This is a genomic window from Microvirga brassicacearum (assembly GCF_008757455.1).
Classification (GTDB): domain Bacteria; phylum Pseudomonadota; class Alphaproteobacteria; order Rhizobiales; family Beijerinckiaceae; genus Microvirga; species Microvirga brassicacearum.
Map to the genome: position 1 here is coordinate 1 of NZ_VCMV01000061.1, position 15,079 is coordinate 15,079.

At 62.0% G+C, this 15,079-nt stretch carries 11 protein-coding genes and 1 pseudogene; 4 read left to right on the plus strand and 8 right to left on the minus strand.

Features of this window, described 5'->3' with window-relative positions; genetic code table 11:
• From FEZ63_RS21580 to FEZ63_RS21590, 3 genes and pseudogenes are all read right to left on the minus strand, one after another.
• Window positions 1-667 (minus strand): annotated as a pseudogene (locus FEZ63_RS21580) (SUMF1/EgtB/PvdO family nonheme iron enzyme); the annotation flags it as partial.
• 77 nt (window positions 668-744) lie between these two features.
• A complete protein-coding gene (locus tag FEZ63_RS21585) occupies window positions 745-1,377 on the minus strand; it encodes a response regulator (RefSeq protein ID WP_150948526.1) in 633 nt (210 codons plus the stop codon).
• Between the two features lie 32 nt (window positions 1,378-1,409).
• Window positions 1,410-3,086, minus strand: a complete 1,677-nt coding sequence (locus tag FEZ63_RS21590; protein ID WP_162419816.1) for an ATP-binding protein — start codon at window positions 3,084-3,086, stop codon at window positions 1,410-1,412.
• A 133-nt stretch (window positions 3,087-3,219) separates the two neighbouring features.
• On the opposite strand from FEZ63_RS21590, the gene FEZ63_RS21595 reads away from it, so the two are divergent.
• Together FEZ63_RS21595 and FEZ63_RS21600 are read left to right on the plus strand one after the other, a co-directional pair.
• Window positions 3,220-3,501, plus strand: a complete 282-nt coding sequence (locus FEZ63_RS21595) for a hypothetical protein (RefSeq protein WP_150948533.1) — start codon at window positions 3,220-3,222, stop codon at window positions 3,499-3,501.
• A 530-nt stretch (window positions 3,502-4,031) separates the two neighbouring features.
• Window positions 4,032-4,925: a hypothetical protein gene (locus FEZ63_RS21600; protein WP_150948537.1), complete on the plus strand. Its 894-nt coding sequence runs from the start codon at window positions 4,032-4,034 to the stop codon at window positions 4,923-4,925.
• A 738-nt stretch (window positions 4,926-5,663) separates the two neighbouring features.
• On the opposite strand, the gene FEZ63_RS21605 is transcribed toward FEZ63_RS21600, so the two are convergent.
• From FEZ63_RS21605 to FEZ63_RS21620, 4 genes are all read right to left on the minus strand, one after another.
• Complete coding sequence (locus FEZ63_RS21605; RefSeq protein ID WP_150948540.1) at window positions 5,664-6,776, minus strand: alpha-hydroxy acid oxidase; 1,113 nt, start codon at window positions 6,774-6,776, stop codon at window positions 5,664-5,666.
• 129 nt (window positions 6,777-6,905) lie between these two features.
• Complete coding sequence (locus tag FEZ63_RS21610) at window positions 6,906-7,259, minus strand: RidA family protein (RefSeq protein WP_150948543.1); 354 nt, start codon at window positions 7,257-7,259, stop codon at window positions 6,906-6,908.
• A 31-nt stretch (window positions 7,260-7,290) separates the two neighbouring features.
• Window positions 7,291-8,397, minus strand: coding sequence for an NAD(P)/FAD-dependent oxidoreductase (locus FEZ63_RS21615; protein ID WP_150948546.1), 1,107 nt, complete (start codon window positions 8,395-8,397; stop codon window positions 7,291-7,293).
• A gap of 121 nt (window positions 8,398-8,518) precedes the next feature.
• Window positions 8,519-10,222 (minus strand): ABC transporter substrate-binding protein, encoded by a 1,704-nt coding sequence (locus FEZ63_RS21620; RefSeq protein WP_244622928.1) that lies wholly within the window; start codon window positions 10,220-10,222, stop codon window positions 8,519-8,521.
• A gap of 18 nt (window positions 10,223-10,240) precedes the next feature.
• Between FEZ63_RS21620 and FEZ63_RS21625 the strand changes: the two genes are divergently transcribed.
• Window positions 10,241-11,191: a LysR substrate-binding domain-containing protein gene (locus FEZ63_RS21625; RefSeq protein WP_244622929.1), complete on the plus strand. Its 951-nt coding sequence runs from the start codon at window positions 10,241-10,243 to the stop codon at window positions 11,189-11,191.
• 285 nt (window positions 11,192-11,476) lie between these two features.
• Here the strand turns inward: FEZ63_RS21625 and bluB are convergent, their stop codons facing one another.
• Window positions 11,477-12,136: a 5,6-dimethylbenzimidazole synthase gene (gene bluB / locus FEZ63_RS21630; RefSeq protein WP_150948549.1), complete on the minus strand. Its 660-nt coding sequence runs from the start codon at window positions 12,134-12,136 to the stop codon at window positions 11,477-11,479.
• Between the two features lie 447 nt (window positions 12,137-12,583).
• Between bluB and FEZ63_RS21635 the strand changes: the two genes are divergently transcribed.
• Window positions 12,584-15,079: cadherin domain-containing protein (locus FEZ63_RS21635; RefSeq protein WP_201274246.1), on the plus strand; the 2,496-nt coding region annotated here is incomplete at its 3' end.

The following is a 15,079-nucleotide window of genomic DNA, read 5'->3' on the forward strand; positions in this document are numbered from 1 at the left end:
GTAGTCGAGACCGCCGACGATGTCGGCGGTCTCGACTCGGCTGGGCATAGACGCGGGATGCGGATTTCGGGCTGGCACGGATCGTAGCTCTCGTCCTCGCGCCCGCCGCGCGGATTTGCGGGGATGCAGCACGGCTTCGCGGCATCGTCCGCGTGCTTGGGCGTGTAGAAGTCGCTCGTCCATTCCCAAACGTTGCCGATCATCTCGACGAGGCCGTATCCGTTAGGCGGAAAGGTGCCGACAGCAGCCGTGCGTTTATAGGAGGCCAGCGAGAGGTTCTGGTACGGGAACTCGCCATGCCAGAAATTCGCCATCTGGCGGCCGTCCGGCTCCAGTTCATCGCCCCAGGCGAACTCGGCCCGTCGAGCCCACCGCGGGCGGCGAATTCCCACTCGGCTTCGGTCGGCAGGCTCTTGCCGGCCCACGCGGCGTAGGCCTCTGCATCGGCATGGGCGACGTGCACCACCGGGTGGTCGTCGAGCCCCTTGATCGAGGAGCCCGGGCCGTAGGGCTTGCGCCACGTCGCTCCGAAGCGAAACGTCCACCATTGGCTCCAGTCCCGCAGGTCCACGGGGTGGTTCGGCGGATTGAACATGAGCGAGCCCGCCTTCGGCATGTGCGGCAGGGCGCCGGGATAGTCGTCAGGATCGGGGTCCCGCTCCGCGATGGTGACATGATCCGTCGCATCGACGAAGGTACGGAACTCCCGGTTTGTCGCCTCAGGTTCTTTTCCGGGATTTTGGCCTAGGCCTCGATCATGCGGTTGCGGATGGCGTACCGGATAAGGTCGGCCGTGGTCCTGATTCCGAGCTTGCGGAGTGCGGAGGCCCGGTGCGTCTCGACCGTTTTGATGCTGATCTGGAGGAGCGGGCAGATCTCCTTGTTCGTTCGGCCTTCGGCGATGAGCTGGACGATCGTGCGCTCGCGGGCGGTCAACAGACTTCCGGTCCTGCTCCGCCCGTCGAGGACAGCGTCGAGCAGAGCCCCCGAGACCTTGCCTGAAATGTAGGCCTCGTGCCGCGCCAGCGTCTCGACCGCTTCGACGAGGTGGCTTCGGGCATCTGCCTTGAGCAGGTATCCCCGGACGCCGGCTTGAAGGGCCTCACGGATTACTCCGTCGTCGTCATGCATGGTGAAGACCAGCACTTCCGCCCGAAGGCGCCGCGCCCGAAGTTGCCTGACAACCTCGACCCCGTTCATGATCGGCATGGAATAGTCGAGGATAACAACGTCCGGCTGGGTCGCAGTGGCCAGTTCCAAGGCTTCCTGTCCGTTCGAGGCCTCGGCCACGACGGTCCAATCAGCTCGTGTCTCGAGGAGGGCGCGCAGGCCGTCCCGGACGATGTCGTGGTCGTCGGCGATCAGGATTCGGGTCATCGGCGCGCCCCGGTTCTCAGCGTTCGGCCAGACTAGCGTGACGGCTCCCGTCCCGCCATCGATGTAAACCCTGACTTCGGCTCGGGTTGTGCCCCCGAGGGCTTCAAGGTCGCGCCGTCCGCCGTGAAAACCAGCGGCATCGCGGCGTGGACCGTCACGCCCCTTCGCCCGCCAGTCACCGACAGCTCGCCCCCGAGCTGTCGGACCCGGGCCTGCATGCCGGGGATTCCGACACCGAGCCTCGGCCGGGAGGCAGGAGATGAATTCGTCGACAACCCAATCCCGTCGTCCGAGATGCGCAGGCGCAGCATATCGCCTTCGGTACGGACATCTACCGAGATCCGGCTGGCCTGGGCGTGACGGCGGACGTTGGCCAGGGCCTCCTGGGTGACCCGGAGCATGGCCCAGCACACGTTCGCATCGGCCGGGTCGATCGCCGGGTCGATGCGCACTCGGGCCATCAGTCCTGCCCGGCGGGCGAAGCCATGGACGAAGTCGCGCAGGGTGAGCGACAGTCCGTCGCGTTCGAGGTTGGGAGGATAGAGCAGGAACGACAGCGTCCTGATCTCCCGCTGCGCCTCGTCGATACTGGTCCCGACGCTGCCAAGGGCCGCCTGGATGTCGGGGTGCCCGGAGGCCAGAACGTGAGCCCGGGCGAGGCCAAGTCCCGCCGCGGTGAGGTGCTGAGTCGTGGAATCGTGGAGCTCGGCGCCGATCCGCTGCCGCTCCTCGTCCTGGAGGTGCAGGAGGCGGTCGGCCGTCTCGGCGAGATCCCGCTTCGTCAGAATGAGATCGGTGACGTCCTCGTGGGCAACGACGACGTGGACCGCACCCGTGTGCATGAACCGCGCCGCCCGCAGCAGGAACCAGCGGTGGCCGCAGGCATACTGGGTTCTGAACTCGGTCCGCGCCCCGTTCAGGAGAGCCGCAAGGCCTTCAGCAACGAGCAGGGCATCGATGTCTCCAGAGGCTGCAGAGCGACAAACGTCCACGTAGTTGAGCCCGATGCCGTGTCCGGCCGAAGGATACCCGTTGCGGCCGGCAAAGCGATGCCACGCCCTGTTCACGGCTATCACCGTTCCGCCTGCGTCCAATATGGCGATGTGGGCCGAGAGGGCGTCGAGGGAGGCCTGGAGCAGGCCCTTGGCCCGACGCTCCTCCTCCTCATGTGCGAGCACCTGATCCGACAGCACGCCGACCTGGCGCTGCGCACGGATGACCTGGCCGGACATGGTGCGAAGGGGCTCCTCGATCTGGCGGGTGGTGAACAAGGCCGCCAGTCCTCCGGCCAGCACCAGCAGGGCCGCGGGTCCGGCCATCTGCCACAATGCGCCGACGATCGGGGCATTGAGGTCCGTGAGCGGCACCGCGACCGTAGTCGTCCAATTTGTCGCCCCCGAGCGTCGGTAGGCGACGAGGACGGGCACGCCGCCCCCGTCCGTCGCCTCGACCGTCCCTTCGATCGTGCTGTCGGGGCCGGCATCGGCAAGGCGGGCGGCCAGCGCCGGGGGTGCAGGGATGTCGGATTCGGTCTGCCCATCGCGTTCGGTTACGATCGGCAGGAGCTTGCGGTCGTAGAGGCCCTTCGTCCAACCGGCCGACACTGTTTCGTCCGCCAAGATCCTGCCCAGCCGTGCCTGCGACAGGACCGTCGTGATGAAGCCTGACATCCGCCCGTCCGCCTCGTCGAGCCGGAGACTCAGGGCCACGACAGTGTCTCCCTTCACCAAGCCCATCATCCGGCCGGAGACACTCCATCTCCGGTCCCGAATGCGGTCGAGCTGTTTCTGGTAATTTTCGAAGTCCATATGCCTCGGGAGCGGCGCCCCGAACGGCCGCAAGGTGTTGACGGTCGTTCAGGTTCAGCCAGGAGCCCTCCGGAACTGGCGTTGCCTTGAATTGGTCGTAGATGGCCGCGGCATCGCCCGACAGGAGCGCCGGAGACTTCGACAGGCCCTTCAGGAGATAGTTGACCGCGGCCACCTCCTGATCGAAGCCGAAGGAGAGCGCAGCCGCAGCGTGACCGGCATGGTGCTCGATTCCATCTCGTTCCACCATCGCGCGCGAGACCAGCAGAGCCGCCGCGACAAGACATGCGGCAAGGACGATCGCCGTGAAGGCTAGCGCGACCTGCCTCCGCAAGCGAGGCAGCGAACCCTGGTTCGATCGAGCAGATAGCTGGGCGGTTCCATCGGACATAAAATCGATGTCCAGCCGCGGGGCCAACGCAACGGGCATTGGGGCTGCGACAGGGGCCCTCAATCCTTGCGGGGCAGGTTAAACCCTGAGGCGCTTGGCTGTCGAGGGCCGATAGGAAAAACGTCTCGGGAAGCCTCTCCGAAGGGGGACGTCGCCAGATCGGACATACAAGCGTAAGTCGTGGGCGTGAGTCTCAGGGTTCTCCCACGAAAGTCTCAGGATTTTCCCGACTAGTCTTCTGCGGGTGACGAGCGACACTGACGAGACATCGCCACGAGCAGCGCCGATGTCCTGGATGCAGTTGCCGAGTTGCCACTGCCCCCAACCCACGGGGCCGCGAGATGATGCAGATCCAGCACAGCGATTGCCGGAAAAGAAAACTCGGCTGGACTGTTGGACGGGACATGGCTCAGATGGAACACGCTGCCTGGCGAATGTGGAACGGGAGAACTTCAATGCATCAACTTGCGCGCCGGCTGTCCGGAGCCCTGGCGATCTGGACTGTTGTGGCCGCCTCCGGTTCGGCGGCTCTTGCGGCGGATGTGCCGACGACGCCGCCCTTCATCGAGGCGTTGCCCATGCCGCCATCGTGGAGCTTCCGTTTCGTGCCGTATGGCTGGCTCATCGGGATGGACGGCACCCAGACCGTGCGGGGGCGCTCCGTGAAGGTCGATGCAAGCTTCATCGACATCGTCGAGAAGAGCGATACGCTCGTGGCGCTGATGGGCACCGTCGAGGCCCGCCGCGGCCCCTTCGCCCTCTACGGCGACGTGGTCTGGACCAAGATCGGGGTGGAGGGCGGCAACGTCCGAAGCCGCTCGCCCGCGCCCGGTGTGACCGGAACATTCGGCACGTCGCTCGCCCTCGACATCGAGATGGCCATCGTCGAAATCGGCGCCGCCTACGAAGTCGCCCGCTCAGGAGCGCTGGCGTTCGATATCCTCGGCGGCGCCCGCTACTGGTATCAGGAGGCGGACGTTTCGTTCGACATCGCGGGTGCGGTCGACATCGGCGACCTACAGCTTGCCGGAGCCCGGGCGTTCGCCCGTTCCGGGTCCGTCGACTGGCTCGATCCGGTGATTGGCGCCCGCATGCGCTATGCGGTGGCGCCGGGCCATGAACTCTTCCTTCGCGGCGATATCGGCGGCTTCGGCGTCGGCAGCGACTTCTCCTGGCAGGCGGTCGGCGGCTATGGCTTTGAGTTCGCAACTTACCAGGGGATCACGTTCGCCGGCGTCGTCGGCTATCGGGCGCTCTCCGTGGACTATGCCCAGGGCGAAGGCCGGCGGCGCTACGAGTTCGACATGCTCCAGCATGGACCAATCCTCGGCATTAGTGCCCGATTCTGATTCACGGCTCGGTGCTCGTCCGAACGGTTTTTCCTAGAAAGGTCGATTTCGACGCAACCTGCTCCTGTGCAGGTTCTGCTCGCGGATCGGTCTGCCGGCCGATCAACCTGACGGCCGTCTATCGGCGCAAAGGTTGCGGAGCTTCAGCTCCTGCTGGAGGGCTCGAACACGGGAGCAAGCCATGAGGCTGATCCGCGCGATATCGGACGCATCACCGTGACGGCACAGGAACGTCCGGCGGTGGACTGGAAGGCGTCTTGAGCGGGGACCTCGTCCGCATCCTTGTGCTGTGTATGGCTGGATCGTGCGAGCGCCGACAGCAGCAAGAAGTCGCCGACGCTCGCAATTGTTCGATCAGGGCCGACCGCCAGTGAGCCGGCGCGAGCGCAACAAGCCGGACCCTTTCGGATCCGGCTTATGCTGGTCGACAATTCAAGCTGGTTGCGGGGACACGCAACCAGCTTGAATTGCTGCTCTTGTGGTCGGAATTCCGGGTTTGAATCGCCCTGCTCATATCTCGGCGGTTGCAAGGACCTGAAACCGCCGAGACTTGCTAAACCTGATCGGCAACAAAGTTGCGCATGTCGAGAGTTCGTAACTCTATCTCGCCCGGAGCCCGTACTCGTCAAATTTCGACTTTCGTGATTGACGTCAGCTTACCGGCTGTGAGCGAGCCAACGCGACACTTCAGCAATGTGCCAGATCCGGACCTCCTGCTTTTAGGTTGAGAATGCTTCCTTAGCGGGCCATATCTGCGGGGGGATGGTAAAGAACTGCCTCGCTGAGATCCCCAACCTGGGAGCAGCCCAAATGGCCCAGCGTCGTCCAGAACTCGCGCTGCAGGAGTTCGAGGGTCCGGCGCACTCCGTACTCGCCATCGGCCGCTAGTCCAAGCCCGATGAGACGACCGAGCGCAACCGCGTCCGCGCCCAGTGCGAGTGCCGTGGCGATGTCACTACCCCGGCGGATGCCCGAGTCGAAGATGATTGGAATCTCTTGCCCCACCGACTTGCGGATGGACGGCAGGACGTCCAGAGCTGCGGGCGTCCGATCAACCGTGCGACCGCCGTAATTCGAGACATAAAGCCCAACCGCACCGGCATCGAGTGCCGCATGGGCGTCCTGGACACTCGTGACACCTTTGAGGATACACGGGAGAGGCGCATGGGCAATGGCGCGCGCCACCTGCTGCCAGTTCCAGCGCGGCTGTGTGAATTCCAGCAGTTCGACGAGGGCGGCCGGATCGGACCGCCCCGGCCCAAAGTTGGCAGGGCCGCTCTCGCCTCGGATGGAAAAGCGGTCTTCCATCATCCGCTCCCGCCATTGCCTAACGGGGGAATATGTGATGCAGAGGTACTTGTAGCCGGCGTTCTTGGCCCGCTCCGCGAGATCCATGACGGCATCTTCGTCGCCGACGAAGGTCATCTGGAATACCGACGCCACGGAGGAAGCGGCCGCAATATCTTCAAGCGGGAACGATGCGGCAACCGGCACCATCTGCTGAATGCCAACTGCTTCTGCCGCACGCCCGATGGCAAGGTGTCCGTCAGGATGGAATACGGCCTCTCCCCCGAACGGTGCTATGAAAGCGGGAAAGCTCAGATCGAATCCCAGAACATTGGTCCGGGTATCGGGATTGTCGATCCCGGCGAATAGCGGAGTGACAAAGCGGTAACGGTCGAACGCTGCCGTGTTGTCCTTGAGGGTGACTTCGTCGCCAGTGCCACACCAAAGATAATTCCACTCGACTTCCGACAGGTGCCGCTGGGCGTCGCGGTGGATTCCACGCAACGTCGCGTACTTTTCGTTGATCGCGTAGCGATCATCAATCCGGCTGATCTTTTCTGCCATATCTGCTGTCCCATAGGCCGACCAGGATCGTGACGGCTATTCTCAGTCGACAAGCCTCTCAAGGAATGGCTGCGGGCAAAGAAAATGCTCCGCAGCCCGATCTCATTGCTGAATCGACCGCAGCGTCTGTTATCGTGCGGCTGTGATGATCACTTCGATCAAGCGATTGGGATCGCCGAGACTTGCAATGCCAATCGTGGCTCGCGACGGGAGGTCATCCTCGGGAATCCATTCAAGCCAGGCCTTGTTCATCTCTTCCTTCTGCGACATGTCGCTCAAATAGATTCGCGCAGCGAGGATCTTGGTCTTGTCAGAGCCGAGTTCGGCGAGGAACTTGTCGAGTTTGGTGCAGACCTCCCGGGTCTGGTCTGCCATTCCCCGCGACAGGTCATTGGCGGCATGCCCTCCGAAGTAGAGCACTCCGTTGTGCTCCACGGCGCCATGCATGATCTTATGCTTCCGGTGGCGGATGATTTCGGTCATTGATTGTCCTTTAATTTTAAACGAGCGTGGTTCACGCCGATGCGGGAGCGTAGAGGGCGTTGTCGGTGTCCGGTTTCTCACCCATGCAAATCTGAGCCAGCAAACGTCCTGCATAGGGCCCTATGGTCAGGCCAGCCGCTCCGAGGCCATTGCCGACGATAAGTCCCTCCAACCCCGCGACACGTCCGAGGATGGGTTTGAAACTGTCGCCTGCGGGCCGGAAGCCGATCCGTGTTTCGATAATGGTTCCCGACGCAAGCCCGGGCGCAATGGCAAGGCCCGCATTGAGCACCTCGGCCTGCCCGCTGGCCGTGACTCGATAGTCGAATCCGGCGTTGTCTTCCCGCGTTGCGCCGATCACGACACGGGAGTCGTCAAAGGAAAGCATATAGTGACTGGTCATCGGGAGCAGGACGGGCCAAGAGCGTGTTTCGACCCCCGGCAGGCGCAGGTGAACAATCTGCCCTCGTTGCGGGCGGACGGGGTGCTCCAATCCAAGCGGGCGCAGGATTTGCGAGGCCCAGGCGCCCGCCGTGACGATGATCTCGTCCGCTTCGATCGGGCTTCCGTCGCTGCGAATGCCGCGTGCCCTCCCGTCCCGCAGTTCGAGCGACACGTGATCGTGGCGGAGAACGGCTCCCGCTGCGATGGCTGCCCGGGTCATGGCAGCAGCGAGAAGCCTGCCGTCCACGCGGGAGCCACCCGGAATGTAAATGCCATCGAGATCCTCGCGCAACGGCGGGAAAAGCTGTTTCGCTTCGGCGGCCGATACTCGCCGCACGTTCCCAGCCTCGGGCGCATCAGCGATACGGGTCTGGATCCTCTGCTCCGCCGCATCCAGCTCACTCCGATCTTCGGACACGACGAGCGCGCCGACGCGCCCGTATCCAAGATCGGTTTCTCCACGGCGCGTCAAACTCTCAACCAAATCCGCGTAGTAACGGGCTCCAGCCGCATAGAGAGCATACCACTCCGGATCGGTTACCTTCGTGGCCCAAGGACAGACAATTCCTGCCCCTGCCAGGGTCGCCTTACCCTGATGAACCTCGTCAATCACCTCAACGTCAACGCCGCTCATGGCAAGATGATAGGCAACACTGGATCCAAGAATCCCTGCGCCGATCACGACAACACGCATCTTCAAGCTCCGCAAAGGAAATGGGCCGTGCGCCGGATTCTAAAACGCGGCCCAAAGGTCAGTAAAATCGAGGGGGGAACCCGTCAGCCCTCCCCGCCCGGCTCTGAAAAGTCGGATCGGATTAGGGCACCGTCACGCCTGAGAAGCGGCTGGTTCCGAACACGGCCGGCACAAATCCCGAAACCGATTTGTTGACGGCCAGCAGCGCCGAGGAGCTGCCGAACAGAATAGCCGGCATCTCTTCGTTGAAGACGACTTGCGCCTGCTTGTAGAGATCCGCACGCCGATCCTGGTCGGTGATCTGTCCGGCACGGGCAATCAGGTCACTGAACGCGGCATTGCACCACGAGCCGATATTCGACGGGCTTGGTTTGCCCTGCGAATTGCAAGTAAAATAATTGTTCGGGATCTGGCTCGGATCCGGGAAGTCCCAGATACCACCGAACATGGCGGTCTTCGACTCGCCCTGGCGTGCGCGCTTGACGTACTCGCCCCATTCGTAAGTCACAATCTCTGCCTTGACGCCGATCTTGGCCCAGTCTGCCTGGATCAGTTCTGCGGCGCGGCGGCCGTTCGGCATGTAAGGACGTGTCACCGGAAGTGCCCAGATCTGCGTATCGAAACCATTGGGATATCCGGCCTCGGCAAGCAGAGCCTTCGCCTTTTCGATGTCGTACGAATGGCCCTTCAGGTCCGCATTGTGCCCCCAGAGAGAGGCTGGGATGAGGGCTCTTGTCACGGTGCCCGTGCCGTCAAAGACGTTATCGACGAGGCCCTTCATATTGACGGCATGCGCAAGTGCCTGACGTACGCGCTTATCCTGGAATGGCTTCTCTTTGAAATTGAAGGCAAGGAAGCCAGAGGATGCGACAGGCGTTTCGACAAGGTTGAGCTTAGCACTCGCCCTGATCACCTCTCGATCGGTCGGACTGGGCGCATTGGCAATGTGGCACTCACCCGCTTGCGCGCGCTGCAGACGAACCGGTGCATCCACCGTGATCGGCATGATAAGATCATCAACCTTCGGTGTCCGTGAGGGATCTTTCGTCTTTTCTCCCCAGGAGTCATGGAAGGCCTTGAACCGCACCGCCGCATTCGTCTGATAAACCTGCAACTGGAACGGGCCTGTGCCGATGGGCTGCAGGTCTAATTGTTCAGGCGTTCCGGCCTTAAGCAGTTGCTCTGCATACTCGGCTGAGAGGATGACCAGAGACTGGTGGGACAGGATACCGGTGAAGGGCGCCAGCGGCTCCTTGAGCGTGAACGCGACCGTGTGGTCGTCGATTTTCTTCACTGACGTCAGAACATCCGCCAGCTTAGCGTTGAAAGTAAGATAGTTCCCGCCGTTGACTTTGTAATAGGGATGATCGGCCCTCATCATACGTTCGAAGCTGAAGACCACATCGTCCGCATTGAAGTTACGTGATGGCTTGAACGTCTTGTTGGATTGCCATGTCACCCCGCGCCGCAGCTTGAACGTATAGGTCTTGCCATCTTCAGAGATTGACCAGCTTTCGGCGAGGCTCGGCTCGAGTTCCGAACCGCCGGCCTTGACCGAGACGAGTTGATCGTAGATCTGACCCGTAACAATACTTGTGGTCGCGTTGCTGGTCAGCTGCGGGTTGAAGGTCTCTGGGCTTCCTTCGATGCAGACGACAAGGCTGCTGCTCAAAGCGGGTGACGCGGCCGACATCAAGATCGCCAACGCTCCCATGGAAACCACTGATTTCATCACGCTTAATTCCCTTGGTTTATTGTTGCTGCAGGCACGCTTGAAGGGACTAGAAGTGCTGAGAATATGATTGTCAAATTGCTTTTCTGCCATCCATTATAACCAAAATTCATGACCTATCAGCGCACGATTGGGGAAAATGCGATGAATATCAGACAGATAGAAGCCTTTCATGCGTTCATGGAAACGGGCTCCGTCACGCATGCTGGCGAGCGACTGGGCATTTCACAGCCTGCCGTCAGCAAGCTGTTGAAGGGCTTTGGTGAGAGCTGCGGCTTCAAACTCTTCATGCGCAGCAATGGACGCCTGGTTCCAACGCTGGAGGCACGCCTTGTGGCGGCGGAAGTAGAGAAGCTGATCGCCGGTACGGAACGGATTGAGCGTGTGGCAGCGGCCGTCCGGAACCGCGAGTGGGGTCAGATCACAATCGCAGCGCTCCCGGCTTTAGCCTCGCGCTACCTGCCGCGGGCCCTTTCGCCCTTTTTGGCTGAGCAGCGAGATCTGCGTCTGACGCTTCAAAGCCGGGCCTCACCGCGCATCTCAGAACTCGTCATGGCGCAACAGGTCGATATCGGCCTCAGCATACTTCCATTCGACCATCCGGACGTGACAGCCGAGGCTGTTGTGCGATTTGATCTCATGTGCTTTCTGCCAGCACAGCATCCGCTGGCTGCTAAATCCGCTGTCGGAGTGGAGGATTTGCGGAACGAGCCTTTCATCTCCTTGGAACGGGATGATTGCTCCTTGATGACAATCGATCGGGCATTCCAGATGCGCGGCGTACAAAAGCGCAATCAGATTGAAGTACCAATGTCGGAGACGGCCTGCAGCTTCGTCGCCAACGGCATCGGCGTCTCTATTCTCCCGCCCTTCGTTGGAATGGATTACCCATCGGATCAGTTGATCCGTCGTCCACTGCTTCCAAAGACCTCGATGGATATTTGGCTACTGACATCCAGCCGGCGTCCATTATCCCTTGCAGCACAGCAGTTAGTCGAGTTCATCCGCGCCGCCTTGGTCCAATTTCAACAATCACGATCTGCGGTCTTCTCCGAGCATTAAGGGGCTCGCCGCGACGCACGGCCCCACAGCGGACTACGCGCAGACTTGTCGGACTCAAACTTCTGCTTGCGCGAAGCGTTATCACATCGGCGTGTGCCGGTCTGGCGTAACGTATACCAAACTCCTAGCGCGAGCTCATCCACTCTCCAATCCTCGGGTTTGCCACAGCCTATCGTCGGTCAAGGGCGTTTTTTCCGGGCGCCAACTTGTCGGCTGTTGCGCGCAGATACGGCTTGGTGCCAAGCCAGGTTTCAACCGGCGACGGCTTGCTCAGTTGGAGTAGGATCATCGGCGCAAGACCGTACGTCCTTGGGTCGTTCTCTGTTGCCACCCAAGGCGCTCCAGTTCAGGGATGTCATGCTCCTCTTGAGGCCAACCCAAGCACAAATAGGCGATCAGCCGCCATGCCGGCGGGACTTCAAGAGCTTCGGTGACCCGAGCCGGATCCAGTATCGATATCCATCCCAGGCCTAGGCCGCGGCTACGAGCGGCCAGCCAAAGAAGATGGACAGCGCCGACCACAGACCACGTCGAAGTCTCTGACATCGTACGACGCCCTAGCCCATCTCCTTGTTCTGTCGCCTCGTCACAGAATACGGCCAGTTGGACCGGAGCCTGGTCCAGACCCGAGAGCTTCAATCCGGCATACGTTTGCGCACGCTCGCCTGTGAAGCCTGCGAGCGCCTCTCGGTTACATTGCTCAAAGCTAGCCCTTACAAAAGCGCGTGCTTTCATGCTCTCGACGGACACGAATCGCCAAGGCTGGCTATTCCCCACCGATGGCGCAAGTTGGATCAGATCGAGTAAACGATCCAGGAGAGCTTGAGGAACGGGATCGGGTCGGAAGCTCCTAACGTCCCGGCGCCAGATCAGCAGGTCCTGGAAACGGTCGCAGAAATCGCCGTCAAATCTAGGAGGATAGGTTTGAGAGGCAGAGTGCTTCATGCTCGTTCCAAATAGCGAAATCGCTCCACGCTTATCATGACTGGTTGGAAGCTGCCCGATTGAACGTTCCGGTTACGTCGTCAGGCCCTCGCTTTTCATGTCTGCCAACGACAAGCGTCAGGCCCCTCCCCACAACCGAAACGCACGACCCAGCCAAACGCAACGCGATCACACGGTTCGCCCCTTCAGCGCCAGCCACCTCAGGTGATGATCGCTGCCCCCTGTGTTTGCAGGGTGCGCCGGAAGGGAAGACTGCTCATACGTGAAACATAATTTCACGTAGCGGCAACCCAAGATCAAGGGAGATCCACCATGCCGGCGCCCGTTCGATGGGGAACCCAGCACGTCATTGACGCTGCACTCACCAACAATTCCTTCAAAATGCTGGCGCTTCCTGATGGGAACTTCGTCGGGGTTTGGTTCGGAGGGGACGGGCCTGGATTGCGCATGCAGACCTTCGACCCGTTTGGGGCGGTGCGGAGCCCTGAGGTCCGCATGCCGGGGGAGGCCAATGCGCGTGCCGACATCCCTACCAGCATGACCGTTCTGTCCGATGGCGGCTATGTGGTCTCATGGTGGGATAAGGACGGTTTTACAAAAGGGACCGTGTTCAATGCCGACGGCACCCTGCGCCAGAGCGGATTGACGCTCAGCAAGGGGTCATCGGGTGCATATGGTTCCAACCCGAGCGTCGTTGCCCTCAAGAACGGCGGCTTCATGGTGCTCTACGAAAAAGGGGATGTCCTCACCTTCAATCGCGACGTCGTGGGGCGCACGTTCAGTGGCACAGGACAACTGATCAAGGACGAGTTCACGGCGACCGGGAATCTCGCCGGCAGCCAGACAACGGCATTTTCCGCTCAGTTACAGAACGGCGACCTCGCTTTGCTGTACCGCTCCGACCCTGATGGCCCTACGCCGACACAGACGTATTTGCGGATCCTCAAGCCGGATGGAACGTCCCCCACCGGCTCAGCGGACATCGCGGTCGGTGCTGCTGATGCCGGGAATCCATCGATCACCGTTCTGCGCGATGGGCGTATCGTCGTCGTTTGGAATGATGATGTGCTCAAAGCGCGCATCTTCCAACCCGACGGCACCCCGGTTGGCGCTGAGTTCGGGATTGATTCGGTAGTACTTGGAGGCGAATCGGAGCCCATCGTTTCGGCCCTGGCCGATGGCGGATTCGCCGTCGCTTTTACGCACGTAATCATTGGGCAGAAAGCCGATGTTCGCGTCGTGACGTTCGATAGTGCAGGCGGGCGGCAGGGCGATGACATTCTGGCCCATGCGCCTGATCCTGATGAGCAGAGACATCCGCACATCACGACACTTGCCGACGGCCGCTTCGTGGTGTCCTGGATCGAGCAAGCGCCGGGTGAAAGCCGCGGCAGCATCGCCACGCAGATCTTCGATCCGCGGTTCTCGCCCGTGGCGGTGATCGGGACGGCGGGGAACGATCAGTATATCGGCACGAACCTCGACTTTGACACCCTGAACGGCGCAGGCGGCAACGATACCCTCTGGGGCAACGACGGCGACGATTTCCTGTCCGGTGGGGCCGGCGGTGACAGACTGATGGGCGGCCCGGGAATGGACATGGCCCATTACGGCAGCAGCAGCCGGGGGCTCACGGTTAATCTGGCCAATCCAGCTCTGAACACCGGCGACGCGGCCGGCGACAGCTATGACAGTATCGAGGTGGTGGCCGGCAGCCAGCATGCCGACCTGCTGATCGGCGACGCTGGGAACAACTGGCTCTACGGTGAGGAGTCCGGCCTCGACCGCGACACCTTGCAGGGCGGCGCCGGCAACGACACACTGGATGGTGGCGCCGGCAGCGATGAACTCGACGGCGGCACTGGCGCCGACTCCCTGGTCGGCGGCGCCAGCTGGGATATTGCCAGCTACCGGACGGCGCAGGCTGGCGTGAGGATCGATCTCGGGAACACGGGCAACAACACCGGTGACGCCTTCGGCGACGTCTATATCGGGATCGAGACCTTCTCGGGCTCCACCTTCGGCGACACGATGCTCGGTTCCAACGCCAGTGAGGACCTCCTTGGCATGGACGGGGCCGACGCCCTCGACGGGCGCGCCGGCAATGACTGGCTGGAGGGTGGGCATGGAAACGACACGCTGGATGGTGGCGTCGGCATCGACACGCTGATTGGCGGCGGGGACAACGACACGCTGAGCGGCGGCGATGGCAACGACACGCTGATTGGCGGCGCCGGCAACGACACGCTGAGCGGCGGCGCCGGCAACGACAAGCTGGATGGCGAGACCGGTAACGACACGGCGGTGTTCTTCGGCGCGCGCTCGCAGTACACCGTCACCCGCAGCGGCGACACCATCACGGTCGCAAATAAGAACGGCACCGACACCGATGCGCTCAAGAACATCAGGAATCTCGAGTTCAACGACGGGACCGAGTTGTTCAACATCGCTCCGACGGGACTGTCGCTGTCGAACGCCATCACGGTCGAGAACGCGCCGGCGAACGCGGTGGTGGGCACGCTGGCGGCCACGGATCTTGACGGCGACGCGCTCACCTACAGCCTGGCACCCGGATCGAGCGGTTCCTTCGGCATCGTCGGCAACAGCCTGGTGGTGACCGGGCCGCTCGACTTCGAGACCAAGCCGGCGCATTCGGTGACCATCGTGGCGCGTGATGGCTACGGCGGCACCACAAGCCTGAACGTGAACGTCACCGTGACCAATGACACCGGCGAGACGACGCCGTTCACGATCCAGGGCACACCGCTGCCGGATGTGCTCCGTGGCGAATCCGGCAACGATACCATCTATGGCAGCAACAGCAACGACAGCCTCTTCGGCGAGGCCGGCAATGACCGGATTTATGGCGGGGCCGGCAACGATGTGCTCACCGGCGGGGCCGGCCGGGACGTGTTCGTGTTCAACACCAAGGCCAACAAGAGC